We start from the raw sequence: 23,143 nt of genomic DNA on the forward strand, positions 1-23,143 counted from the left end.
CCTTCCTCGGCGAACTCGGGCTAGACGATCTTGGACACGACCGCGGTGGCCCCATCGATATGCACGACGGTCACCTGATCGCCGGGTTCGTAGACATCGTTCTCGTTGAAGGGCCTCGCCGTCCATACTTCGCCGTCGAGTTTCACCTGCCCTTCATGGCGGGCGACCCGGTCGAGCACCAGCGCGCTCTTGCCCTCCAGCGCCCTGGCCGGCTCCGGCATGCCCTTCCCGGACAACATCCGCCGGCGCAGCGCCGGACGGACACCGACCAGCAGCAGCACCGAGGCCAGCAGGAACACCACCCCGTCGACCACCAGATTGTCGAACACGAAGCTGGAGCCGACCGCGGCCAGGGCACCGCCCGCCAGCATCAGCAGGAAGAGGTCGCCGGTCAGCGCCTCCGCGCCGGCCAGCGCCAGTGCCGCGATCAGCCAGATCAACCAGACGGGCATGCCATCACCCTATCGTGCAGCCGACTGGACGAGCTGCGAACAACTACACTGCTGCCATCATGTGGAGTCCCAGTGTTTCGCTGTCGGTGTGGGCCAACGCCTGGCTGGCCGGAGCCGCCGCGCCCGATGACGTTCTCGACGCGTTATCCCAGTGGACAGCAAGACATTCGGTGACGGCCTACGATTCGGTGGCCGCCCGGCGCACCGGGCTTCCGTGGCCCGATCTCGACGACGCGGGCCCGGTGGCGCTGCTGCAGACGATGCGCACCGCGGCGGGTCCGGCCGGGTCGCACCCGATCCTGGCGCTGGTGCTGCCGGTCCCCGGCGACACCCGGGGCCTCCCGCCGGGCACCCAGTTCGGCAGGGACGCGATCGCCGCAGGTGAGGCGATAGTCGTCGGACGGCCGGACGCCATGGTGGGCCTGGTGCCCGACTTCGAGTACCCGGACGGCGATGCCGAGTCCGGCCACGCCGAGACCTTCGATCCGCAGCTGTGCTCGCTATCGTGGACGGTGTATTCGCTGGACTCCGCGCCCACCGCCGAACATTTCGACCTCGGCGAGGCGGAGTACGCGTTGCGCGATGCCGTCCGCTCGGCCGCCGATGCGCTCGGTGCGCTGCGGGCCGGCGCCACCGGTGGCGAGATCGCCGACCCGCGCAGGCTGGTGGAGCAGGTACTGGACTCCACGCTGGCACATCGGCTTCCCGATCACGCTCCGACCCGCGCGGTGCGGGTGCTGGAGAATGCGGCGCACGTCGACGCGATCATCACCGTCAGCGCGGGATTGATCCCGAGCGGGCTGCAGAGTTCCTCCGAGGTCGAGCTGGCCAGCGACGCGCTGCGCCCGCTGACCGCCGTGGTGCGTTCGGCCCGGCTTGCCGCCGTGGATTCGATCCTACAATCCGCCTGGCGCGGTTAGGGATTCAGACCGAGCAGGCCGGCGTGCACGGTGTGCCGTTGATGCTGGAGCCGAACCCGGGGACCGGATCCTGCGCCACGATCCGCGCGGCCGGCCGGCCCAGCCGGACCTCGTCGAGCAGATCGAGCACCAGCCGGGCGAACCGCGGCTGGGCGTTGGGTGTCGACGCTCGCGCCATCGCGATGCCGTACCCGGCCGCCTGCGCTGCCAGCTCGTTGTCCAGATCCCACACCACCTCGATGTGGTCGGCGACGAAACCGACCGGGCAGACGATCACGGCCTCGGTCCCGCCCTGCGCCAACGCATCCAGGTGGTCGCCGATGTCGGGCTCCAGCCAGGGCACCTGCGGCGGGCCGGACCGCGACTGCCAGACCTGGTCGTAGTCGGCGTAGCCTGCGGCAGCGGCGACCAGCCGGCAGGTGTAGCCGACCTGACGCTGGTAGAGGTCGGGACCGCAACGCGAGGCGGCACGCAACGGGATCGAGTGCGCGGTGAACACCAGCCGCGCCCGCTCGCGCAGGTGCTCGGGCAGCGTGGCCGCGGCGTCGCCTATCGCCTCGGCGAACATCGCGATCAGCAGGGGGTGGTCGAAGTACTGCCGGAGCTTGATCAACTCGGGCGCCTCCGGCCCGGCTGCCGCCCGTCCCCGTGCGATGTCCTCCTGATACTGGGCGCATCCCGAGTAGCCGCCCCAGGCCGACGTGGTGAACACCGCGGCTCGCCGAATCCCGTTGTCCCGCATGTGCACAACCGTTTCCTCGACGTAGGGCTCCCAGTTGCGGTTGCCGAAGTAGATCGGCACGGCCTGGCCGCGGCGCGCCAACTCGGCCTCGATCTCGATGATCAGGTCGCGATTGATCCCGTTGATCGGCGACACGCCGCCGAAGTGCAGGTAGTGCTCGGCCACCGATGCCAGCCGCTCGGCGGGGATGCCGCGTCCGCGGGTGACGTTCTGCAGGAACGGCATGACCTGCTCGGGCCCTTCGGGACCGCCGAACGACAGCAGGAGCAGCGCGTCGATGCGCGTCACAGCAGCTGGGTGCTGGCGCCGCCGTCTGCGTAGATGATCGTGCCGGTGGTCGCGGGCAGCCAGTCGGACAGCAGCGCACACACCGTCTTGGCGACCGGGGTCGGGTCCTTCATGTTCCAGCCCAGCGGGGCGCGCTGATCCCAGCCCTCCTCGAGCAGCTGCATCTGCGCTCCGGCCTCCTCACCCAGCGCGCCACCCACGATGGCGCTCATCGCCAGCGTCCGGATCGGTCCCGCCGCAACGAGGTTGGAGCGGACACCGACCTTGCCCGCTTCCCGCGCGACGAATCGGTTCACCGACTCCAGCGCGCTCTTGGCGACCGTCATCCAGTTGTAGGCGGGCATCGCGCGTGTCGGGTCGAAGTCCATGCCGACGATGCCGCCGCCCGGATTCATCACCGGCAGTACGGCCTTGGCCAGCGATGCGTACGAGTAGGCCGAGATGTGGATGCCTTTGGCGACATCCTCGTAGGGCGCATCGAAGAAGGGGTTGATGCCCATGCCGGTCTGCGGCATGAAGCCGATGGAGTGCACGACACCGTCGAGCTTATTACCCTCCCCGATCTCGGCGGTGATCCGGTCGGCCAGCGTGTCCAGATGCTCGGTATTCTGCACGTCGAGCTCCAGCAGCGGCGCCGGGTTGGGCAACCGGTCGGCGATCCGGCGGATCAGCTTCATCCGGTCGAACCCGGTCAGCACCAGCTCGGCGCCGGCCTCCTGGGCGACCTTGGCGATGTAGAACGCGATCGACGAGTCGGTGATGATCCCCGTGACGAGGATGCGCTTGCCTTCGAGAAACCCTGTCATTTCAGTCCTTTGCTCCTAGTGAGGCGGTGCCGTCTGGGGTCTGGTGAGCCGGTGTCGTCGGGGGCCTGGTGGCCCTGTGCCTTCTGGGGCCTGGTGGCCCTGTGCCTTCTGAGGGCTAGTGGCCCATACCCATGCCCCCGTCGACCGGGATCACCGCGCCGGCGATGTAACTCGCATCCTCGGAGGCGAGGAAGCTGACCGCCCCGGCGACCTCTTCGGCGGTGCCGACGCGCTTGGCCGGGATGAAGTCCAGCGCCCCGGCCTGGATCCGCTCGTCCAGCGCGCGGGTCATCTCGGTGTCGATGTAGCCGGGGGCGACCACGTTCGCGGTGACACCGGCCTTGGACAGTTCCCGGGAGATCGAGCGGGCCATGCCGATCAGACCGGCCTTGGCGGCCGCATAGTTCGCCTGGTTGCCGATGCCCCACATACCCGACACCGAACCGATGAAGATGATCCGGCCGAACCGCTTGCGCTGCATGCTGCGGGAGGCCCGCTGGGCCACCCGGAACGCTCCGGTGAGGTTGGCGTCGATGACGTTCTGGAACCTCTCCTCGGTCATCCGCATCAGGAATGCGTCCTGGGATATGCCGGCATTGGACACCAGCACCTCGACCGGCCCCTGATGCTCCTCGACCTCCTTGAACGCGCGGTCGACGGCAACGCTGTCGGTCACGTCGCAGACGACGCCGAACAGACCCTCCGGGGCGCCGGAACCGCGGTGGGTGACCGCCACCTTGTGACCGTCGGCGGCCAGGCGCTGCGCGATCGCCAGGCCGATCCCCCGGTTGCCGCCGGTCACCAGCACCGAACGGGAGACGAACGGGGGCCGCCCGCCCACTTTCGCCTCGGCGGTGTCGGCGGAATTGTCGGTCTCAGCGTCCGCAGTGGTCATGCCGCCAACTTAGTGCCTGGCGATCATTCTCAATAAACCGCCTTGGCCTCAGTTGGGCAGTCGCCGGTTGATCAGCAGAGCCCCCAGCGCCGCGATGGCCAGCACCAGCGCGCCCAGACGCAACCAACCCACGCTCGCGTCGCCCCTGATCGTCTCGTAGCCGATCTGCTCCTGCAGGTTGGTGAACACCTGCTTGAGCTGCTCGAGGCTGGCCGCGGTGAACGCGTCCCCGCCGGAGAGGTCGGCGATCTTCTTGAGCATCTCGTCGTCGACCGGGACCGGCTGGCGCTGATCGTTGATCTCGACGTAGCCGTACGGGGTGCCGAACGACACTGTCGAGATCGGCACGCCCTGGTCCTTCGCCGTGCGCGCCGCGGTGAAGGCGCCCTTGGGGTTGTCCGGGTTGGACGGCACGGTCTCCTTGCCGTCGGACATCAGCACGATGCGCGCGGGCGGCGGCTCGTCGCCGCCCCCGATCACCGCACCCACGGTGGCGATGGCCTGCAGCGCGGTGAAGATCCCCTCACCGGTCGCGGTGCGGTCGGCCAGCTGCAGCTTGTCGATCGCGTTCTTGGTCGCCTCCCGGTTCGTCGTCGGCGACACCAGCACCGTCGCCGTGCCCGCGTACGCGATCAGGCCCAGGTTGATGCCGGGGGTCAGCTGACCGGCGAACTGCTTGGCGGCCTCCTGCGCGGCCACCAGCCGGTTCGGCGCGACGTCGGTGGCCCGCATCGACTGCGAGACGTCCATCACCAGCATCACCACCGCACGGTTGCGCGGAATGCGGACGTCGTGGGTCGGACCGGCCATCGCGATGGTGAACAGCACCATCGACGCCACCAGCAGGATCGCCGGCAGATGGCGCCAGCGGCTGGGCCGGCTGGGGGCGACGCTCTCCAGCAGCTCCATGTTGGCGAACCGCAGTATCCGCTTCTGGCGGGCCGCCTGCACCACGACGTAGAGCGCGATCAGGCCGAGGATCACCAGGAAGAACAGGAAGAACCACGGATGTTCGAAGCCGGTCAGCGACATCGGCCCGAGCAACGGTAAAGTCATGTGCTACTTGTCATTTCGTGTTTTCGCTCATGGTCTGGGCAGCTCATCGGGGCCTTCTGCTCTTCGCGCAAGCGCTCATCGCCGCCTTCTGCTCTTCATCGATGGCTCCTCGCCCGAGGGCTCGTCACGGCGCAAGCGCTCCTCGCCCGAGGGCTCGTCACGGCGCAAGCGCTCATCGCGCCGCCGCCAGGGCACCGCGGCGGCGGCTCGCGACGAACCGGACGACGTCGGCGATCCAGTCCCGGTCGGTCCGCAGGGTCAGCAACGGCGCGTCGCACCGACGAAGGGTGCGGGCCACCTCGGCCCGGTGTGCGGCCGCGGCCCTCTCGAAGTCGGTCCGGAGCTGCTCGTCGATGCTGAACTCGCGGGTGCGGCCCGTCTCGGTGTCCTGCAGGATGACGTCGCCCACCGCGGGCAGCTCGATGTCCCGCGGATCGAGGATCTCGATGCCGAGCACCTCGTGCCGCCCGGAGATCGCGCGCAGCGGGCGCATCCAGTCGATCGGCCCGAGGAAGTCGCTGATGATGACCGCCATGCCGCGGCGGCGCTCCGGCCGGCGCAGAGCGTCGATCGCCGCGGCCAGGTCCCCGCGCACGCCCGTCGGTGCCCGCGGCGTCGTCGCGATCGCCCGCAACAGCTCTTGTTCGTGCATCCGCCCGGACAGCGCGGGCACCCGGCGCATGGTGTCGCCGTTGGAGATGACCGCCCCCAGCCGGTTGCCGCCCCCGCTGTTGAGGAACGCGATCGAGGCCGCCGCGGCGACGGCCAGGTCACGCTTCTCGCATCCGGTGGTGCCGAAGTCCAGGCTGGCCGACATGTCGACCACCAGCCAGGTCTCCAACTCGCGGTCGGCGATCATCTGGCGCACGTGGGGTGCGGTCGTACGGGCGGTCACCGACCAGTCCATCCGACGCACGTCGTCGCCGGGCTGATAGATCCGCGACTCGCCCGGCTCTGTGCCGGGACCGGGCAGCAGCCCGAGGTGGTCGCCGTGCAAGACGCCGTCGAGCTTGCGGCGCACCGTCAGCTCGAGCTTGCGCAGCGCCGCCGTCAGCGCCGGGTCGCGGATCTCCCCGCGCTGCAGTGACGGCAGGTCGACGTTGTGGCTGGACCTGTTCGGCCCGGGAGAACCTGTGGGTGATCTCACGAAGTGCGCCCGCTACCGGCTCAGCGCCCGCCCGCCGCGGCCGCCGCCGGGACGGCCGGGGGCGCCGCAGGCCCCTGCTGCGGAATGGCGTTCACCTGCGGCAGCGCCACCGTCTGCATGATGCGGTTGACCACGGTCTCCGAGGACACCTCGTCGGCCAGCGCGTCGTAGGTCAGCACCAGGCGGTGCCGCAGCACGTCGGGGATGACCTCGACGACGTCCTGCGGGATCACGTAGTCGCGACCGCGGACCAGTGCCAGCCCGCGCGCAGCGGCGATGATGCCCAGCGACGCACGCGGCGACGCGCCATAGGCGATCCACGCCCTGGCGTCGGGCATCCCGAACTTCTCCGGCTCGCGGGTGGCGGTGACGATGCGGACCACGTAGTCCACCAGCGCGTGGTGCACGAACGTGTTGGCGGCGACCTCCTGCAGCCGCTGCAGGTCGTCGGTGGTCAGGATCGCCTTGGGCTCCGGCGGCTTGACGCCCATCCGGTAGATGATCTCGCGCTCCTCCTCGGGCGAGGGGTAGTCGACGTTCAGCTTGAACAGGAACCGGTCACGCTGGGCTTCGGGCAGTTGGTAGACGCCCTCCTGCTCGATCGGGTTCTGCGTGGCCATCACCAGGAACGGGCTGGGCAGCGGGAACGTCTTGCCACCGATGGAGATCTTGCGCTCGGCCATCACCTCGAGCAGCGCGGACTGCACCTTGGCGGGTGCACGGTTGATCTCGTCGGCGAGCAGGAAGTTGACCACCACCGGGCCGAGCTCGATGTCGAATTCCTCGCGGCCCTGGCGGTAGATGCGGGTGCCGATGATGTCGGTGGGCACCAGGTCCGGGGTGAACTGGATGCGTGCGAAGGTGCCGCCGACGACCTTGGCGAACGTCTCGACCGCCAGCGTCTTGGCCACCCCGGGCACGCCCTCGAGCAACACATGCCCCTTGGCGAGCAGGCCGACCAGCATCCGCTCGACGAGCTGGTCCTGGCCGACGATGATGCGCTTGACCTCGAAGATCGCCCGCTCCAGGGTGTGCACGTCGTGCTGCAGGCCACCGTTGGACAGCGCCGAACCGGCCGGTCCGGAGTTCGGGGCGGCGTGCGCACCGGTATACCCCAGCGCCGGAGCCTGCCCGGGAAATCCTCCAGGACCCTGCGGCGGCCCACTCGGTGCGGTCATCAACGTTCCTTCCACATGCGCGGTACCAGCTGGTGTGTGCGGCGCCGGCCCGATCATGGCCGTGCGCTCGCCGTCAACTATTCCAGGCGCCCCGAGATCCGTCGACGTCGCCCGGGGTTGGCCGGGGCGCGCGCCACCATTCACCAATTGTGCTCAGGTTTAACTCAGATCACACTCAGGTTCGATGATGCGTGCCGCATTCAGGATTCGATGATGCGGACCGCGTACGGCTGTAGGCCGGCGGTCCGCACCGCGCTCACCGAGACCTTGCCCGCGCTGCTCGCGGATTCGAGCATCTTGCCGCCACCGAGGTACATCGCCACGTGCTGGCTACCACCAGGGCCCCAGAACAGCAGGTCACCCCGCTTGGCCTGGGACACCGGAACCTTGCGGCCGGTGTCGTACTGGTCGCCGGAGTACTTCGGGATCAGCACGCCGACCCCGGCGTAGGAGAACTGGGTGAACCCGGAGCAGTCGAAGCCGACGGTGTTGGCGCCCGAGTCGACGCCGCGGCTGGGGCCGGACGGCTTCCCGCCGCCCCACGAGTACGGCACGCCCATCTGGCTGCCGCCGCGCCGGATGGCGTATTCGATGGCCGCCGGACCACGGACGCCACCGGGGGCGACGCTGGTCGCATCCTTCGGCGCCAGCCCGATGCTCTGCAGGAACTTGTGGCCCAGGTTCATCGTCACCTGGGTGGCCTGCGCGGTCGCGGCCAGCGACGCGTTGGCGATGGCCAGCGGATCACCCGGCGCGCCGGCACTGATCAGCTTCGGCAGCGTGGGATCCCACTGCCCGGCGTCGGGCTGGGCAACGGCCGGCGCCGCCGAGCCGATGAGCAGCCCGACGGCGGTGAGGACCGCGCCGACGACGCGACGCAGCCTCATCACCACTCGATCATCCGGGTCACGTACGGTGTCATGCCGCTGGTGCGCACCGGCGAGATCTTGACCACCGAACCGGTGTAGGGCGCCTCCAGCATCTGTCCGTTGCCGAGGTACATCGCCACGTGCTGACTGGCGTTGGGACCGTAGAAGATCATGTCGCCGCGGCGCATCTGCGACGACGGCACCTTGCGGCCGGCGTTGTACTGCGAGCCCGAGTAGTGGTCGAGCTTGATGCCGACGCCGGCGAACATGTAGAGCATCAGGCCCGAGCAGTCGAAACCGACGGTGCCTGCGCCCTGGTCGATGCCACGGCTCGGTCCGGACGCGTTGCCGCCGCCCCAGGAGTACGGCACGCCCAGCTGCGACATGCCGCGCCGGATCACCAGCTCGGTGGCCTGTGATCCGTAGACGGGGGGAATCGCGCCGTTGGTGATGCCGGTCTCGGTGGGCAGCAGCCCCAGGCTCTGCAGGAACTTGCGACCGAGATTCTGGGTGACCTCCACCGACGTGTTGATGATCGTCAGCACCGCGTTGATGATCTGGATCGGGTCGCCGCTGGCGAACGCGCCCGGAATCTGGGGCAGCGTCATGTCCCAGGCGGTGTCACGGTTGCCGGTGGCGGGGTCGACGTCCCAGTCCGGGTTCACCCCGCCCGGCGACGGGGCGGCCGCCGACGAGCGGCCGGCTCCGGGTGCGGCTCCGGTCGGCTGCGCGGGTACGCCCCCGGGCTCGGGCGCGGCCAGCGTGCGCGCCTCCGCCAGCTTGGCCTGGGCCTGTTCTCGCTCGGCGACCAGCCGATCGAGCTCGGCCTGCTGCGTCTTGAAGGTCTCCTGGGCGCCGGTCAGCGCCGCGACCGCGTCCTGCTGGCTGTTCTCGGCGGCGGCCACGGCGTCGTCGGCCTGTTGCTTGGCCAGCCGGGCCGCGGACGCCTTGTTGACCTGTTCGGTGCGGGCGCGCTGAAGGTCACCCATCACCTTCTGGGAGCTGATCGACAGCGTCTGTGCGGTGGCCGCGGTGTTGAGGATGTCGGCGGGATCCCCGGCGGTCAGGTAGGAGCTCGACGGGCCGTTGACGTACATCGCCGACGCGAAGGTGTCGAACCGCTCCTGCGCTGCGGCGATCGCGGTGTTGGCATCCTCGACCCGGCGCGCGCTGGTATCGACCTCCTGGGCGGCGGCCGCCGCGTTGTCACGCGCGGTCTTCACATCCAGGATCGCTTTGTTGACGCTCTCCTGCTTCGACTGGATCGCCGCGCCGAGGTCCTGCAGCTTCTGGTTGACGTCGGCGACCTCGGTCACCAGTTCGGCGACGGTGTCGGGGCTGGCAGGCTGCGCGTGGGCGAGGCCCGGCTGCAGATTCGGGACCGTCATCAACATGCCGAATGCCAGGGACACCGCGCCCAGCCGCGAAGCGGAGGCGCCGCCAGGGGTGCGTCTCATCGGACTCGAAATCTCCTAAGGCTCCACGCGAACGTGCCGGCAGATCTTCCGGCGCCTCCGGACAGAAGAGCACAAAGCCACATAAAGCTCATCTGTAACAACAGGCACCGAGTGCACCGTATGTCACATCTGACGCTAATGAAACTTTAGTAACAAATTACAACGATGTAATTGGCGATAGCGTTATCAAAAGGAGATATTTGAATTTGCGAGAGACGCGCGCATCGCTCAATCAATGCTGCCAGAAGGCGATTCCGAAGCAGCCGCCCGTTTGCCCCAATTCTGCAGCAGGCGCGTTGCGACCACCGCCGACAACACCCCGATAACGACGACAATCGTGAATGGCGTCCAGGCAAAGTGCGGGTCGTTCAACTCGCCGAGAAAATTCTCCGCGGACTGCAGCGGGTTTCCGGTCTCCGCGATGTCCTCCCCCGCCTCGAGCGTCACGCGGTCGAACGCGGTGCTGTAGGTGCCGGCGAAGGACGGGCTCATCGCGAGCACCGTCGACCCGGGGTTGGCCTGGCCGACCTCGGTGGCGATGTCGCGCAGCGGGGTGTCGATCGGCGGGTTGAAATCGATGGCCACGATCTTGAGGTCGACGCCCTCGGCGCGCGCCTGGTCGACCACCTGCAGCAGCCCCGGGATCTGATCCTGGTAGATCGGTGCGACGCTGACACCGTCCTCGGCGACATCGGCCTGCACCTGGTTCATGTCGATCTCCGGCGGGATGTACGCCGGCAGGAACGGGATGAACTGCGGTCCGATCACATGAGCACGGTACGCGACCGGCCCGTCGCCGACGGCGACGACACGGTCACGACACGGTCGCCCGACGGTGACGACGCGGTCGGTCGGGAATGCGGGTACCCGTTGAGGTGGCAGTACGGGCGACCACCGACAAGACTGGTAGGACACCCTGGGTTATCTTGCAGGACAAGCGTACTGTTAGGGTCGGAAACCGCCGCCGACACAGCCCGTCGCGGCGACGAATACAGCCGGGAGTTGATGTGAGCAGCAAGAATTCATCCCTGAACTCGTTCGGAGCGCGCGACACGCTCACGGTCGGAGACAACAGCTACGAGATCTACCGCCTCGACGCGGTTCCCGGCACCGAGAAACTCCCCTACAGCCTCAAGGTGCTCGCGGAGAACCTGCTGCGCACCGAGGACGGCGCGAACATCACCAAGGACCACATCGAGGCGATCGCGAACTGGGACCCCGGCGCCGAACCGAGCATCGAGATCCAGTTCACCCCCGCCCGCGTGCTGATGCAGGACTTCACCGGCGTGCCCTGCATCGTCGACCTGGCCACCATGCGCGAGGCCGTGGCGACCCTCGGAGGCGACCCGGAGAAGGTCAACCCGCTCTCGCCCGCCGAGATGGTCATCGACCACTCGGTGATCCTCGACGTGTTCGGCCGCGCCGACGCCTACGAACGCAACGTCGAGCTCGAATACGAGCGCAACGGCGAGCGCTACCAGTTCCTGCGCTGGGGCCAGGGCGCGTTCGACGACTTCAAGGTCGTCCCCCCGGGCACCGGCATCGTGCACCAGGTGAACATCGAGTACCTGGCCCGGACGGTGATGGTCCGTGACGGGGTGGCGTACCCGGACACCTGCGTCGGCACCGACAGCCACACCACGATGGAAAACGGCCTCGGTGTGCTGGGCTGGGGCGTCGGCGGCATCGAGGCCGAGGCGGCGATGCTGGGCCAGCCGGTCTCGATGCTCATCCCGCGGGTGGTCGGCTTCAAGCTGACTGGCGAGATCAAGCCCGGCGTGACGGCCACCGATGTCGTGCTCACCGTCACCGACATGCTGCGCAAGCACGGCGTGGTCGGCAAGTTCGTCGAGTTCTACGGGCAGGGCGTGGCCGAGGTGCCGCTGGCCAACCGCGCCACCCTGGGCAACATGAGCCCCGAGTTCGGCTCGACTGCGGCGATGTTCCCGATCGACGAGGAGACCATCAACTACCTGCGGCTGACCGGGCGCACCGAGGAGCAGCTCGCCCTCGTCGAGGCCTACGCCAAGGAACAGGGCATGTGGCACAACCCGGATCGCGAGCCGGTGTTCTCCGAATACCTCGAGCTGGACCTGTCCACCGTGGTGCCGTCGATCTCGGGTCCCAAGCGCCCCCAGGATCGCATCGAGCTCTCCGACGCCAAGAACGCGTTCCGCAAGGACATCCACAACTACGTGGAGGAGAACCTCCCGACACCCGAGACCAAGCTCGACGAGGCGGTGGAGGAGTCGTTCCCGGCCAGCGACCCGGTGTCGCTGTCGTTTGCCGACGACGGGGCGGTCGACGTGATGTCGGCGGCCAACGGTGCCGACGGCAGGCCGAGCAAGCCCGTGAAGGTGGTCTCCGAGGAGCGCGGTACGTTCGTGCTCGACCACGGCGCGGTCGTCGTCGCCGGCATCACCTCGTGCACCAACACCTCCAACCCGTCGGTGATGCTCGGCGCGGCGCTGCTGGCCAAGAAGGCCGTCGAGAAGGGGCTGACCACCAAGCCGTGGGTCAAGACCAACATGGCCCCCGGCTCGCAGGTCGTCACCGACTACTACAACAAGGCCGGACTGTGGCCCTACCTGGAGAAGCTCGGCTACTTCCTGGGCGGCTACGGGTGCACGACCTGCATCGGCAACACCGGGCCGCTACCCGACGAGATCTCCAAGGCCATCAACGACAACGACCTTTCGGTGACCGCGGTGCTGTCGGGCAACCGCAACTTCGAGGGCCGCATCTCCCCCGACGTGAAGATGAACTACCTGGCCTCCCCGCCGCTGGTCATCGCCTACGGCATCGCGGGAACCATGGACTTCGACTTCGAGAACGATCCCCTGGGCTTGGATAGTGAAGGCTCCGAGGTCTATTTGAAGGACATCTGGCCGACCCCGGCCGAGATCCAGGAGACCATCGCCTCGTCGATCAACCGGGATATGTTCACCGACTCCTACGCCGACGTGTTCAAGGGCGACGAGCGCTGGCGCTCGCTGCCCACCCCGGAGGGCAACACCTTCGCCTGGGACGAGGCCTCGACGTATGTGCGCAAGGCGCCCTACTTCGACGGCATGCCCGCCGAACCGGAGCCGGTCACCGACATCAAGGGCGCCAGAGTCCTTGCACTGCTGGGCGATTCGGTGACCACCGACCACATCAGCCCGGCCGGCAGCATCAAGAAGGGCACCCCGGCCGCCCAGTACCTGGAGGCCAACGGCGTGCAACCGAAGGACTTCAACTCGCTGGGGTCGCGGCGCGGCAACCACGAGGTGATGATCCGCGGGACGTTCGCCAACATCCGGCTCAAGAACCAGCTGCTCGACGATGTCTCCGGCGGCTACACCCGGGACTTCACCCAGGATGGCGGGCCGCAGTCGTTCATCTACGACGCATCGGTCAACTACAAGGCGGCCGGCATCCCACTGGTCGTGCTCGGCGGCAAGGAGTACGGCTCCGGCTCGTCGCGCGACTGGGCGGCCAAGGGCACGGTGCTGCTCGGCGTCAAAGCCGTCATCACCGAGTCCTTCGAGCGCATCCACCGCTCCAACCTGATCGGCATGGGCGTCATCCCGCTGCAGTTCCCGGCGGGTGAGTCGGCGGCCTCGCTGAAGCTCGACGGCACCGAGGTCTACGACATCACCGGGATCGAGGAGCTCAACGCCGGCAAGACGCCCAAGACGGTGCACGTGACGGCCACGAAGGAAGACGGGTCGAAGACCGAGTTCGACGCGGTGGTGCGCATCGACACCCCGGGCGAGGCCGACTACTACCGCAACGGCGGCATCCTGCAGTACGTGCTGCGCAACATGCTGAAGTCCTGAGAAAAGTTCAGTCGGGCGACGAACGCTTGCGTGGGGAGGGTGTGACCCGATGCCCCGGGTGACCGACGATCATCTGGCGGCTCGCCGCCGCCAGATCCTCGACGGTGCCCGGCGGTGTTTCGCCGAGCACGGCTACGACCGGGCCACCGTGCGGCGCCTCGAGCACACGATCGGGCTGTCGCGTGGGGCGATCTTCCACCACTTCCGCGACAAGGACACGCTGTTCTTCGAGCTGGCGCGCGAGGACGCCGAGCGGATGGCCGAGGTGGCGGCGCGGGAGGGGTTGATCCAGGTGATGCGCGACATGCTCGCCGCCCCGGAACAATTCGACTGGCTCGCCACCCGGCTGGAGATCGCCCGCAAGCTGCGCAACGACCCGGCGTTCAGCCGGGGCTGGGCGGAACGGTCCAAGGAGCTGTCGGCGGCCACCGCCGAACGGTTGCGCCGCCAGAAGCAGGCCGGGTTGCTGCGCGACGACGTTCCCGCCGAGGTGCTGCGCACCTATCTGGAGCTGGTTCTGGACGGCTTGGTGGCGCGGCTGGCGTCCGGTGACGATCCCGAGAAGCTCAGCGCGGTGCTCGACGTCGTCGAGGCATCGGTCCGCCAGGAGTGACGTCAGGGCCTGCGGCGGTGATTGGGGCCGCCCCTGCTGCGCATCGTGGTGCCCGACTCTCGCAGCATGCTGTGGATCGAACCGTAGGACCGGCCGGTGGACGCCGCCAGCGACCGGATGCTCGCCCCCCGCTCGTACGCGCTGCGGAGCTCGGTGAGCAGCTGGTCTCTGGTCTCGGTGTTCTTCATCGGCGCCTCCCACGTTGTGCACCGACCTCATACCCAGCCTAGCGGGCGTTGACACCCCTCAGGCGAGCTCGATCAGATCCCGGTACTCCTCGGACCAGAAATCCTCGGTCGCGTCGGGCAGCAGGACCACCCGCTGCGGATCCAGTGCCTCGGCGGCGCCGGGGTCGTGGGTGACCAGCACCACCGCGCCGACGTAGCTGCGCAGTGCGTCGAGAACCTGCTCCCGGGATGCCGGGTCGAGGTTGTTGGTCGGCTCGTCGAGAAGCAGCACGTTCGCCGTGGAAGCGACCAGGCCGGCCAGCGCCAGCCGGGTCTTCTCGCCGCCGGACAACGTGCCGGCCGGCTGGTCGAGCTGTGGTCCGGTGAACATGAACGCCCCGAGCAGACCACGCAGGTCCTGTTCGCCGGTGTCCGGCGCGGCGTGCCGGATGTTCTCCCAGACCGTAGCGCCGTTGTCCAGGGTGTCGTGCTCCTGGGCGAAGTAGCCGATCTTGCATCCGTGCCCGGGCTCCAGTCCCCCCGCGTCGGGGGTCTCGACACCGGCCAGCAACCGCAGCAGCGTGGTCTTGCCCGCACCGTTGAGGCCGAGCACCACCACCCGCGAGCCGCGGTCGATGGCCAGATCCACCCCGGTGAACACCTCCAGCGAGCCGTAGGTCTTCGTCAGGCCCCTGACCACCAGCGGGGTCTTTCCGCACGGAGCCGGCGTGGGGAACTTGATCCGCGCCACCTTGTCGGCCACCCGCTCGGCGTCCAGCGCCGCCATCATCCGGTCGGCGCGGCGGAGCATGTTCTGCGCCGCGACCGCCTTGGTCGCCTTGGCGCCCATCTTGGCGGCCTGGGTGCGCAGCGCGGCGGCCTTGCGTTCGGCGTTGGCGCGTTCGCGCCTGCGCCTGGCCTCGTCGGTGGCCCGGGCGTCGAGGTACTTGTGCCAGCCCATGTTGTAGACGTCGGCCTCACCGCGCACCGCGTCGAGGAACCACACCCGGTTGACGACGTCGGCGAGCAGGTCGACGTCGTGGCTGATGACCACCAGTCCGCCGGCGTGGTTCTGCAGGAAACCGCGCAGCCACCCGATCGAGTCGGCGTCGAGGTGGTTGGTGGGCTCGTCGAGCAGCAGCGTGGTCGCCGAGCCCGCGGCGCCGCCCGCGTCCTCACTGGCGGCGAACAGGATCCGGGCGAGTTCCACGCGGCGGCGCTGACCGCCCGAGAGCGTACGCAACGGTTGGGTGAGCACCCGCTCCGGCAACCCCAGGCTGGCGCAGATACGGCCCGCCTCGCTCTCGGCCGCATAGCCGCCGAGGGCCGCGAAACGCTCCTCGAGTTGGCCGTAACGACGCACCGCCTTGTCCAGGGCGGAGTCGTCGGCCACCTCGGCCATCAACACCTGCTGCTTTTCCAGGTCCGCGAGCAGCGTGTCCAGGCCGCGGGCCGAGAGCACCCGGTCGCGGGCCAGCATGTCGAGGTCGCCCTCACGGGGATCCTGGGGCAGATAACCCACCTCCCCGGTGCGGGTGATGGTGCCTGCGTACGGTTCGCCTTCGCCGGCCAGGATCCGCATCGTGGTCGTCTTGCCTGCGCCGTTGCGGCCGACCAGGCCGATCCGGTCACCCGGCTGCACCCGCAGCGCCGAGCCCTCGATGGACAGCAACGTGCGCGCGCCGGCGCGGACCTCGAGGTCCGTTGCGGTGATCACGCTCGTCTTCCCTGCCTACTTGTCGTCGGTGAATTCCGGTGTCCGGTTCTGCGCGCGCGCAGCGACCGCTTCTTCGAAGTTGCCGGTGAGCAAACGAATGAAAAGCTGTCCCAGACCCTCGGCCTGCATGTGCCCTTCCAGGCTAGCGGCGTCCAGTCCACTCCATAGTGTGCGCTTGGTCAACTCGACCCCCGGCCGGGAGAACGACGCGATGCGCTCGCCCATCTGCAGGCAAACGTCGAGCAGGTCGGTGTCGGGCACCGTACGGGACACCAGCCCGATCCGTGCGGCCTCCTCGGCGTCGACGTCCCGGCCGGTCAGCATCATCTCGAAGGCCCGCGATGTGCCGATGGCCCGCGGCAGCAGATACGACAGCCCCAGCTCGCTGGCCGTCAGCCCGTTGTTGATGCCCGCAGCGCGGAAATAGGCGCCGGCGGCGGCGACCCGGATGTCGCAGGCCAGCGCGAGACACAGCCCGCCGCCGATGGCCGCGCCGTTGACCGCGGCAATGACCGGCTGGTGCATCCGGCGCAGGCCCAGGATCACCTCGTCGAGCACCCTCATGGAGCGCAGCGCGAAGGTCGGCCTGGTCAACCCTTCGACGTGTGGCACCGCTCCGGCCGACTTGTGGTCCGCGCCCGATGAGAAGCCGCGGCCCGCGCCGGTCAGCACGACCGCGCGCACCTCGTTGTCGTAGCTCAGCTCACCGAGCACCTGCTGCAGAGGCACCATCACGTCGAAGGCCATCGAGTTCATCCGCTCGGGACGGTTGAGCGTCACCAGCGCGACGTGCGGTGTCGGTCGGTCGACGAGAACGAAGCGGGAATCCCCGGTGTGCGTGGTCACGGCAGCACGCTATCGCGCGCTCACCCCGCGATGAGGCCGTCAGGCCTGTTCGGGTTCTCCCTGCGCGGCGATCGCGGCATCGATGTCGAACTCCTTGATCTTGGCCACCAGGTCCTCCAGCGCCGCCGGCGGGAGGGCACCGGCCTGGTTGAACACCAGCTTGCCCTTCTTGAACGCCATCAGCGTCGGGATCGAGCGGATGTCCGCGGCGGCGGCGAGCTGCTGCTCGGCCTCGGTGTCGACCTTGGCGAACACGACGTCGGGGTGATTCTCCGACGACTTCTTGTAGGTCGGGGCGAACGCCCGGCACGGACCGCACCACGACGCCCAGAAATCGACCAGGACGATCTCGTTGTCGTTGATGATGTCGTTGAACTGCTCGGCAGTGATGTCTTGGGTAGCCACGTAACTGCCAACGTCGCCGGCCGGTGCTGTGTTCCCCGGGTCCTCCGGTGGCCGGGACGATCAGCCGGGCGACGCGGCGAGGTCGGCGTTGGCCAGCAGCCGGCGTTGCCGCCCGGGCCACCAGAGCAGCTCCGCCGCAAGCGCTGTGAGGTAGATCCCCGACGCGACCAGATCGCCCCATGAACCGAAGACGGCATCCCATCCGGCGGCCGCCACCGCGACGACGAGGACGACGAGCAGCAGCCACCGCAGCGGGCGCGCATCGTCGGCGGCCTCGTGCAGTCCCCGGGCGCACTCCGCAACCGACGCCGAGAGCCGGGCGTCCGGGACGCGTTCGCCGCGGCGGGCGGCCCGCACCACCGCCACCCGTTGCGCAGCGCTCAGGCGCGCCGATCCCGGCCAGTACCGCGTCATCCGCCGAGACATCAAGAGACCGAAGCACCCACCGACGATCACGGCCACGATCAGCCCGCCGACGACGAACCCCGAGTCCAGCCAAGCGAGAACGCCCACGGTCAGACCGCTTACCGCACCGATCGTCAGCGCGCGCCGTACCCCGCCACCCCGCCACACGACGGCGGGAAGGGTGACCACGAACGAGTCTTTCCCGGCCGCGGCGCGGTTACCGGTACTCGGGGTTGACGAAGTCGTACCGGCACCCGGCATCCCAGCCCGATCTGAGGTTGCCGTACGCGGGCATCCCGCCCGCCGACTTGAGCATGCGGGCCAGGTGCATCAGGTTCCACGTCATGAACGTGGTGTTGCGGTTGGTGAAGTCGTTCTCCGGCCCGCCCGAGCCGGGATCCAGATAGGACGGCCCCGGTCCGGCCGCCCCGATCCAACCCGCGTCGGCCTGCGGCGGGATCGTGTAGCCGATGTGCTGCAGCGTGTAGAGCACGTTCTGCGCACAGTGCTTCACACCGTCCTCGTTGCCGGTGATCAGGCAGCCGCCCACCCGGCCGTAGTACAGATACTGTCCGTCCGCGTTGAGCAGATGCGACCCGCCGTAGAGCCGCTCGTGCACCTTTTTCATGACCGAGCTGTTGTCGCCCAGCCAGATCGGGCCGGCCAGCACCAGGATGTCGGCGGCCAGCACCTTGTCGAAGATCGCCGGCCAGTCGTCGGTCGCCCAGCCGTGCTCACGCATGTCCGGCCACACGCCGGTCGCGATGTCGTGGTCGACGGCCCGCACCACGTCGACCCCGACACCGTGCTTGGCCATGATCCCGGCGCTGATCCCGATCAGCCCGTCGGTGTGACTCATCTCCGGTGAGCGTTTGAGGGTGCAGTTGATGAACAACGCACGCAGGCCACTGAAGTCGACATCGATATCGATATCGGTCACGGAGCGCTCCTGTCCAATTCACCTCTGCCGCGCCGGAAGAACTCCGCGACGTCCGACGTGAGCGCGTCCACGTCGTGCGCCGGATCCAGGGCGAGCAACGCCCCGAACGGGGCGTTCCAGAAAGCACCGTTGCGCTGCTTCCACGGGCCCACATACGCATACGGCCCGGGGTGGTGGTCGTCGCCGGCCGAGACGCCGTAGTTCACCTCGTCGGCGCTCACCGCGACGTCGAAATGCTCCGGCCAGAGGATCGGATGCTGTTCGGGCAGAAACTGTTTCAGCGCGTAGCCACCGGCGTACAGACTGCGGTAGAGCAGCTCGGCGGCCGCGGCGTCGATATCGAGGATCGCGCCGTCGGGCAGTGCGTCGACGATCTCGTAGACGCCTTCGGGCGGGCCGGGATCCACCCCGGACGCCCGGGCCAGCTCCACGACCGGCCCCGCGAGCGGCGCCGACCCGTCCGGCCACACCAGCGCGCGGCCGCGGACCGACATCGGCAGTGCGGTGCCCGAGAAGCCGTCTGGGCGAACAGCCAGCCTGATGGTCCCCGCCGAGCGGTATTGCGGGCCGGCGATCAGGCTCTCGGCGACCCCGCGCAGCTGTCGGCGGGTGTCGGCGTACACGTGCTCCCAGCCCTGGGCCATCCCGGCTCCTCTCCGGCGTCTGGGTCTGCAGTGCCGCGACCGATGCACAGCGTTACACGGATGACCCCGCCCGCACGTGGAGATGCGATCCTTGACGACGTGAATCGCCCGTCGGTCCTCGTCTTCGATGTGAACGAGACGCTCATCGATATCGAGGCCCTCGCACCCGGATTCGAGGCGCTCTTCGGCGATCGCTCGGTACTGCGCGAATGGTTCGCACAGCTGGTGCTGTACTCGATGACGGTGACGCTGTCCGGCCAGTACGTCGACTTCGTCACCCTCGGCCGGGCGGTGCTACGCATGATCGGCGACATCCACGGCGTCGTGGTGACCGACGAGGATGTGGATCGACTCGCCCGCCGGATGCGGACCCTGCCAGCACACCCCGACGTCGCCGAGGGCCTGGCCCAGTTGCAGTCGCACGGCTACTGCCTGGTCACGCTGACCAACTCACCGCCCACCGCCGCGGGGGCGACGCCGCTGGAGAGCGCAGGCCTGGCCGGGTTCTTCGAGCGTCAGTTCAGCGTCGACGCGCTGCGGGTGTTCAAACCGTCCCCGCCGCTTTACACCGGGGTCGCCGCCGAACTCGGGGTCGCTCCGGCGGACTGCATGATGGTCGCCGCGCATGTCTGGGACACCATCGGCGCGCAGGCAGCGGACATGTCGGGCGCGTTGCTCACCCGGCCGGGAAACGCGGTGTTGCCGGTGGCCGAGCAGATGCGCCCGACGGTCGTCGCCGCCGATCTCGTCGAGCTGGCCGAGCTGCTGAAGTAGGCGGTGCGCCCAGCGTGAACGTACTGCGAGAATCCGGGAGGAGTTTCGCAGTGTGTTCACACTCGGCGACATCTAGACGGTGAAGCCGAGCGCCCGCAGCTGCTCGCGGCCGTCGTCGGTGATCTTGTCCGGACCCCACGGCGGGTTCCACACCCAGTTGATCTTGATCTCGTTGACCAGACCCGCACCCACGAGCGCGGTCCGGGACTGATCCTCGATGACATCGGTCAGCGGGCAGGCCGCCGATGTGAGGGTCATGTCGATCAGCGCGACCGGCCCGGCGTCGCCGTTCTCGACGCCGACGCCGTACACCAGACCCAAGTCGACGACGTTGATCCCGAGCTCAGGGTCCACCACGTCGTGCATGGCCTCCTCGATCTCGGCCAGCAACTCGTCGTTCGGTGCAGCGTTGTCACTCATGAACTCTCCTCCGAAACCTCTGCCCCCGATGCGCCGGCCTCCGCCAGCGCCGTACCCGATGCGCCGGCCTCCGCCAGCGCCGTGCCCGATGCGCCGGCCTCCGCCAGCGCCGTGCCCGATGCGCCGGCCTCCGCCAGCGCGGCCTTGAACGCGGTCCACCCCAGCAGCGCGCACTTCACCCGCGCCGGATACTTCGCCACCCCGGCGAACGCGATGCCGTCGCCGATCACGTCCTCGTCACCCTCGACCCGGCCCCGCGACGACACCATCTCCGAGAACGCCGCCACCGTCTTCAGCGCATCCCCGACGCTCTGCCCGATCACCTGATCGGTGAGCACCGAGGTCGCGGCCTGGCTGATCGAACAGCCCTGCCCGTCATAGGACACGTCGGCGACGGTCTGGCCGTCGTCGGACAGTGTGACCCGCAACGTCACCTCGTCGCCGCACGTCGGGTTGACGTGGTGCACCTCGCCGCCGAACGGCTCGCGCAGGCCGCGGTGATGAGGATGCTTGTAGTGATCGAGGATCACTTCCTGATAGATCTGCTCGAGCCTCATCCGTCCCTGCCGAAGAACTCCACCGCCCGGCGCACCCCGGAGACCAACCGGTCCACCTCGTCGAGGGTGTTGTACACCGCGAAGGACGCCCGGGCGGTCGCGGCGATGCCGAACCGGCGGTGCAGCGGCCATGCGCAATGATGACCCACCCGCACGGCGACGCCCTCGTCGTCGAGCACCTGACCGACGTCGTGGGCGTGGATGCCGTCCACCACGAACGACACCGGCGAACCGCGGTCGGCCATCGAGGCGGGTCCGACGATGCGGACCCCACCGATCTCCGACAAGCCCGCCAGCGCGGCGGCGACCAGTTCCCGCTCGTGGCCCTCCACCGCCGGCATGCCCAGCGCGCCCAGGTATCGGGCGGCCGCCGCCAGGCCGACCACCTGTGACGTCATCGGGGTGCCCGCCTCGAAACGCTGTGGTGCGGGCGCGTAGGTGGAGGCCTCCATCGTGACGGTCTCGATCATCGAGCCGCCGGTCAGAAACGGCGGCAGCGCGTCGAGCACCTCGCGCCTGCCGTAGAGCACGCCGATGCCGGTGGGTCCGAGCATCTTGTGTCCGGAGAACGCGGCGAAGTCGACGTCGAGGCCGTGAAAGTCCACCGGCTGATGCGGCACCGACTGGCAGGCGTCGAGCACGGTCAGCGCCCCGACCGCCCTCGCCCGCGCCACCAGCTCGGCCACCGGCGCCACCGCGCCCGTCACATTCGAATGATGGCTGAACGCAACGATCTTGACCCGTTCGTCGAGGTCGAGCGACTCAAGGTCGATCCGGCCGTCAGGGGTCACCCCGTACCAGCGCAGCGTCGCCCCGGTCCGCCGGCACAACTCCTGCCACGGGATCAGATTGGCGTGGTGCTCCAGCTCGGTCGTGACGATCACGTCGCCCGGCCCGACGGCCCGGTCGAACCGGGAATCGCCGACGGTATAGGACACCAGGTTGATGGCCTCGGTTGCGTTCTTGGTGAACACCAGCTCATCGGGGTCCGCGCCGACGAACGCCGCGATGCCCTCGCGGCCCTGTTCGTAGGCGTCGGTGGACTCCTCCATCAGCTGGTGCGCCCCGCGGTGCACCGCACCGTTGGACGTGATCAGGAACTCGCGCTCGGCGTCGAGGACGGCCAGCGGCTTCTGCGATGTGGCACCCGAATCCAGATACGCCAGCTGGTTGCCACCGCGCATCACTCTGCTCAGGATCGGGAAATCCGCCCGGATCCCGGTGACGTCCAACGTTTGTGCGGCGGTCACGTCAGGCTCCAGCGGCGGCGGCCTGCGTGAAGCGCTCGTAGCCGTTCTCCTCGAGTTCGTCGGCCAGCTCGGGGCCGCCGGACTCGATGATCCGGCCGTCGACGAAGACGTGGACGAACTGCGGCTGGATGTAGCGCAGGATGCGGGTGTAGTGGGTGATCAGCAGCACGCCGCCGTCCTCTGCCTCGGCGTAGCGGTTCACGCCCTCGCTGACCACCCTCAGCGCGTCGACGTCCAGACCGGAGTCGGTCTCGTCGAGGATGGCGATCTTCGGCCTGAGCAGGCCCAGTTGCAGGATCTCGTGGCGCTTCTTCTCGCCGCCGGAGAATCCCTCGTTGACGCTGCGTTCGCCGAACGACGGGTCGATGTCCAGGTCGGCCATCGCGGCCTTGACCTCCTTGACCCAGTGCCGCAGCTTGGGCGCCTCACCCCGCACGGCGGTGGCGGCGGTGCGCAGGAAGTTCGACATCGACACCCCCGGCACCTCGACCGGGTACTGCATCGCCAGGAACAACCCGGCGCGGGCGCGTTCGTCGACGCTCATCTCCAGCACGTCCTGGCCGTCGAGGGTGATCGAGCCCGACGTCACGGTGTACTTCGGATGGCCGGCGATCGCGTAGGACAGGGTCGACTTGCCGGACCCGTTCGGGCCCATCACGGCGTGGGTCTCCCCCGACTTCACCGTCAGGTTGACCCCCTTGAGGATCTCTTTCTCCTCGCCCTCGGGCGTGTGCACCGAGACGTGCAGGTCTTTGATCTCCAGAGTGCTCATGG

At 68.6% G+C, this 23,143-nt stretch carries 25 protein-coding genes; 4 read left to right on the forward strand and 21 right to left on the reverse strand.

All coding sequences use genetic code 11. The features are described 5' to 3' along the window. Nucleotides 1–20 precede the first annotated feature (20 nt). Nucleotides 21–452 (reverse strand): NfeD family protein, encoded by a 432-nt coding sequence (locus tag JDV09_RS12420; protein ID WP_221369434.1) that lies wholly within the window; start codon nt 450–452, stop codon nt 21–23. 59 nt (nt 453–511) lie between these two features. Here JDV09_RS12420 and JDV09_RS12425 point away from each other — a divergent pair, with 59 nt between their 5' ends. Then, nucleotides 512–1,372, forward strand: coding sequence for an Rv1486c family protein (locus tag JDV09_RS12425; protein ID WP_221369435.1), 861 nt, complete (start codon nt 512–514; stop codon nt 1,370–1,372). A gap of 4 nt (nt 1,373–1,376) precedes the next feature. On the opposite strand, the gene JDV09_RS12430 is transcribed toward JDV09_RS12425, so the two are convergent. The 9 genes from JDV09_RS12430 to JDV09_RS12470 form a co-directional block, all read right to left on the reverse strand. Beyond that, nucleotides 1,377–2,402 (reverse strand): ferrochelatase, encoded by a 1,026-nt coding sequence (locus JDV09_RS12430; protein ID WP_221369436.1) that lies wholly within the window; start codon nt 2,400–2,402, stop codon nt 1,377–1,379. Next, nucleotides 2,399–3,208 carry an NADH-dependent enoyl-ACP reductase InhA gene (gene inhA / locus JDV09_RS12435; protein ID WP_221369437.1) on the reverse strand — a complete coding sequence of 270 codons (810 nt, stop codon included), beginning with the start codon at nt 3,206–3,208 and terminating at the stop codon, nt 2,399–2,401. The genes JDV09_RS12430 and inhA overlap by 4 nt, the downstream gene beginning before the upstream one ends. 115 nt (nt 3,209–3,323) lie before the next feature. Continuing rightward, nucleotides 3,324–4,103: a 3-oxoacyl-ACP reductase FabG1 gene (gene fabG1 / locus JDV09_RS12440; RefSeq protein ID WP_255605244.1), complete on the reverse strand. Its 780-nt coding sequence runs from the start codon at nt 4,101–4,103 to the stop codon at nt 3,324–3,326. A gap of 48 nt (nt 4,104–4,151) precedes the next feature. After that, on the reverse strand, nt 4,152–5,159 hold the full coding sequence (locus JDV09_RS12445; RefSeq protein ID WP_221369438.1) for a VWA domain-containing protein: 1,008 nt from the start codon (nt 5,157–5,159) through the stop codon (nt 4,152–4,154). 172 nt (nt 5,160–5,331) lie between these two features. Further along, complete coding sequence (locus JDV09_RS12450) at nt 5,332–6,243, reverse strand: DUF58 domain-containing protein (protein ID WP_304619946.1); 912 nt, start codon at nt 6,241–6,243, stop codon at nt 5,332–5,334. An 83-nt stretch (nt 6,244–6,326) separates the two neighbouring features. Beyond that, complete coding sequence (moxR1, locus tag JDV09_RS12455) at nt 6,327–7,484, reverse strand: chaperone MoxR1 (protein ID WP_221369439.1); 1,158 nt, start codon at nt 7,482–7,484, stop codon at nt 6,327–6,329. Nucleotides 7,485–7,684: 200 nt separating this feature from the next. Continuing rightward, nucleotides 7,685–8,371, reverse strand: coding sequence for an NlpC/P60 family peptidoglycan endopeptidase RipB (ripB, locus tag JDV09_RS12460; RefSeq protein WP_221369440.1), 687 nt, complete (start codon nt 8,369–8,371; stop codon nt 7,685–7,687). Then, nucleotides 8,371–9,810 carry an NlpC/P60 family peptidoglycan endopeptidase RipA gene (ripA, locus tag JDV09_RS12465; protein WP_221369441.1) on the reverse strand — a complete coding sequence of 480 codons (1,440 nt, stop codon included), beginning with the start codon at nt 9,808–9,810 and terminating at the stop codon, nt 8,371–8,373. The genes ripB and ripA overlap by 1 nt, the downstream gene beginning before the upstream one ends. Before the next feature lie 228 nt (nt 9,811–10,038). Then, nucleotides 10,039–10,578 carry an Rv1476 family membrane protein gene (locus tag JDV09_RS12470; RefSeq protein ID WP_221369442.1) on the reverse strand — a complete coding sequence of 180 codons (540 nt, stop codon included), beginning with the start codon at nt 10,576–10,578 and terminating at the stop codon, nt 10,039–10,041. Between the two features lie 239 nt (nt 10,579–10,817). Between JDV09_RS12470 and acnA the strand changes: the two genes are divergently transcribed. Both acnA and JDV09_RS12480 read left to right on the forward strand, forming a co-directional pair. Beyond that, a complete protein-coding gene (gene acnA, locus JDV09_RS12475; protein ID WP_221369443.1) occupies nt 10,818–13,631 on the forward strand; it encodes an aconitate hydratase AcnA in 2,814 nt (937 codons plus the stop codon). A gap of 49 nt (nt 13,632–13,680) precedes the next feature. Beyond that, entirely contained in the window at nt 13,681–14,244 is a 564-nt protein-coding gene (locus JDV09_RS12480) for a TetR/AcrR family transcriptional regulator (RefSeq protein ID WP_221369444.1), read from the forward strand. Between the two features lie 2 nt (nt 14,245–14,246). Here JDV09_RS12480 and JDV09_RS12485 read toward each other — a convergent pair whose 3' ends face one another. The 7 genes from JDV09_RS12485 to JDV09_RS12515 are packed head-to-tail and all read right to left on the reverse strand — an operon-like array spanning nt 14,247 to nt 19,368. After that, on the reverse strand, nt 14,247–14,432 hold the full coding sequence (locus JDV09_RS12485; protein WP_221369445.1) for a helix-turn-helix domain-containing protein: 186 nt from the start codon (nt 14,430–14,432) through the stop codon (nt 14,247–14,249). Between the two features lie 58 nt (nt 14,433–14,490). Next, nucleotides 14,491–16,128, reverse strand: coding sequence for an ABC-F family ATP-binding cassette domain-containing protein (locus JDV09_RS12490; protein ID WP_221369446.1), 1,638 nt, complete (start codon nt 16,126–16,128; stop codon nt 14,491–14,493). Between the two features lie 15 nt (nt 16,129–16,143). Further along, entirely contained in the window at nt 16,144–16,974 is an 831-nt protein-coding gene (locus JDV09_RS12495) for an enoyl-CoA hydratase (RefSeq protein ID WP_221369447.1), read from the reverse strand. Between the two features lie 39 nt (nt 16,975–17,013). Further along, the gene (gene trxA / locus JDV09_RS12500) at nt 17,014–17,379 is read right to left on the reverse strand and encodes a thioredoxin (RefSeq protein ID WP_221369448.1); all 366 of its coding nucleotides are present in this window, start codon (nt 17,377–17,379) and stop codon (nt 17,014–17,016) included. 60 nt (nt 17,380–17,439) lie between these two features. Beyond that, on the reverse strand, nt 17,440–17,973 hold the full coding sequence (locus JDV09_RS12505; RefSeq protein ID WP_221369449.1) for a hypothetical protein: 534 nt from the start codon (nt 17,971–17,973) through the stop codon (nt 17,440–17,442). Nucleotides 17,974–18,001: 28 nt separating this feature from the next. Further along, complete coding sequence (locus JDV09_RS12510; RefSeq protein WP_221369450.1) at nt 18,002–18,724, reverse strand: flavodoxin family protein; 723 nt, start codon at nt 18,722–18,724, stop codon at nt 18,002–18,004. Then, nucleotides 18,721–19,368 carry a hypothetical protein gene (locus JDV09_RS12515; RefSeq protein WP_221369451.1) on the reverse strand — a complete coding sequence of 216 codons (648 nt, stop codon included), beginning with the start codon at nt 19,366–19,368 and terminating at the stop codon, nt 18,721–18,723. The genes JDV09_RS12510 and JDV09_RS12515 overlap by 4 nt, the downstream gene beginning before the upstream one ends. A gap of 99 nt (nt 19,369–19,467) precedes the next feature. Between JDV09_RS12515 and JDV09_RS12520 the strand changes: the two genes are divergently transcribed. Further along, on the forward strand, nt 19,468–20,142 hold the full coding sequence (locus JDV09_RS12520) for a haloacid dehalogenase type II (RefSeq protein WP_221369494.1): 675 nt from the start codon (nt 19,468–19,470) through the stop codon (nt 20,140–20,142). A 72-nt stretch (nt 20,143–20,214) separates the two neighbouring features. Here the strand turns inward: JDV09_RS12520 and JDV09_RS12525 are convergent, their stop codons facing one another. From JDV09_RS12525 to sufC, 4 genes are read right to left on the reverse strand one after another with little or no spacing between them, the layout of a single operon-like run. After that, entirely contained in the window at nt 20,215–20,562 is a 348-nt protein-coding gene (locus JDV09_RS12525) for a metal-sulfur cluster assembly factor (RefSeq protein ID WP_221369452.1), read from the reverse strand. Beyond that, nucleotides 20,559–21,119: a Fe-S cluster assembly sulfur transfer protein SufU gene (sufU, locus tag JDV09_RS12530; RefSeq protein WP_221369453.1), complete on the reverse strand. Its 561-nt coding sequence runs from the start codon at nt 21,117–21,119 to the stop codon at nt 20,559–20,561. Before sufU ends, JDV09_RS12525 begins: the two co-directional genes overlap by 4 nt. Further along, complete coding sequence (locus tag JDV09_RS12535) at nt 21,116–22,369, reverse strand: cysteine desulfurase (RefSeq protein ID WP_221369454.1); 1,254 nt, start codon at nt 22,367–22,369, stop codon at nt 21,116–21,118. Before JDV09_RS12535 ends, sufU begins: the two co-directional genes overlap by 4 nt. A 1-nt stretch (nt 22,370) precedes the next feature. Next, nucleotides 22,371–23,141 (reverse strand): Fe-S cluster assembly ATPase SufC, encoded by a 771-nt coding sequence (sufC, locus tag JDV09_RS12540; protein ID WP_221369455.1) that lies wholly within the window; start codon nt 23,139–23,141, stop codon nt 22,371–22,373. Between the last annotated feature and the right edge of the window lie 2 nt (nt 23,142–23,143).

The organism is Mycolicibacterium xanthum (assembly GCF_019710635.1).
Lineage (GTDB): Bacteria > Actinomycetota > Actinomycetes > Mycobacteriales > Mycobacteriaceae > Mycobacterium > Mycobacterium xanthum.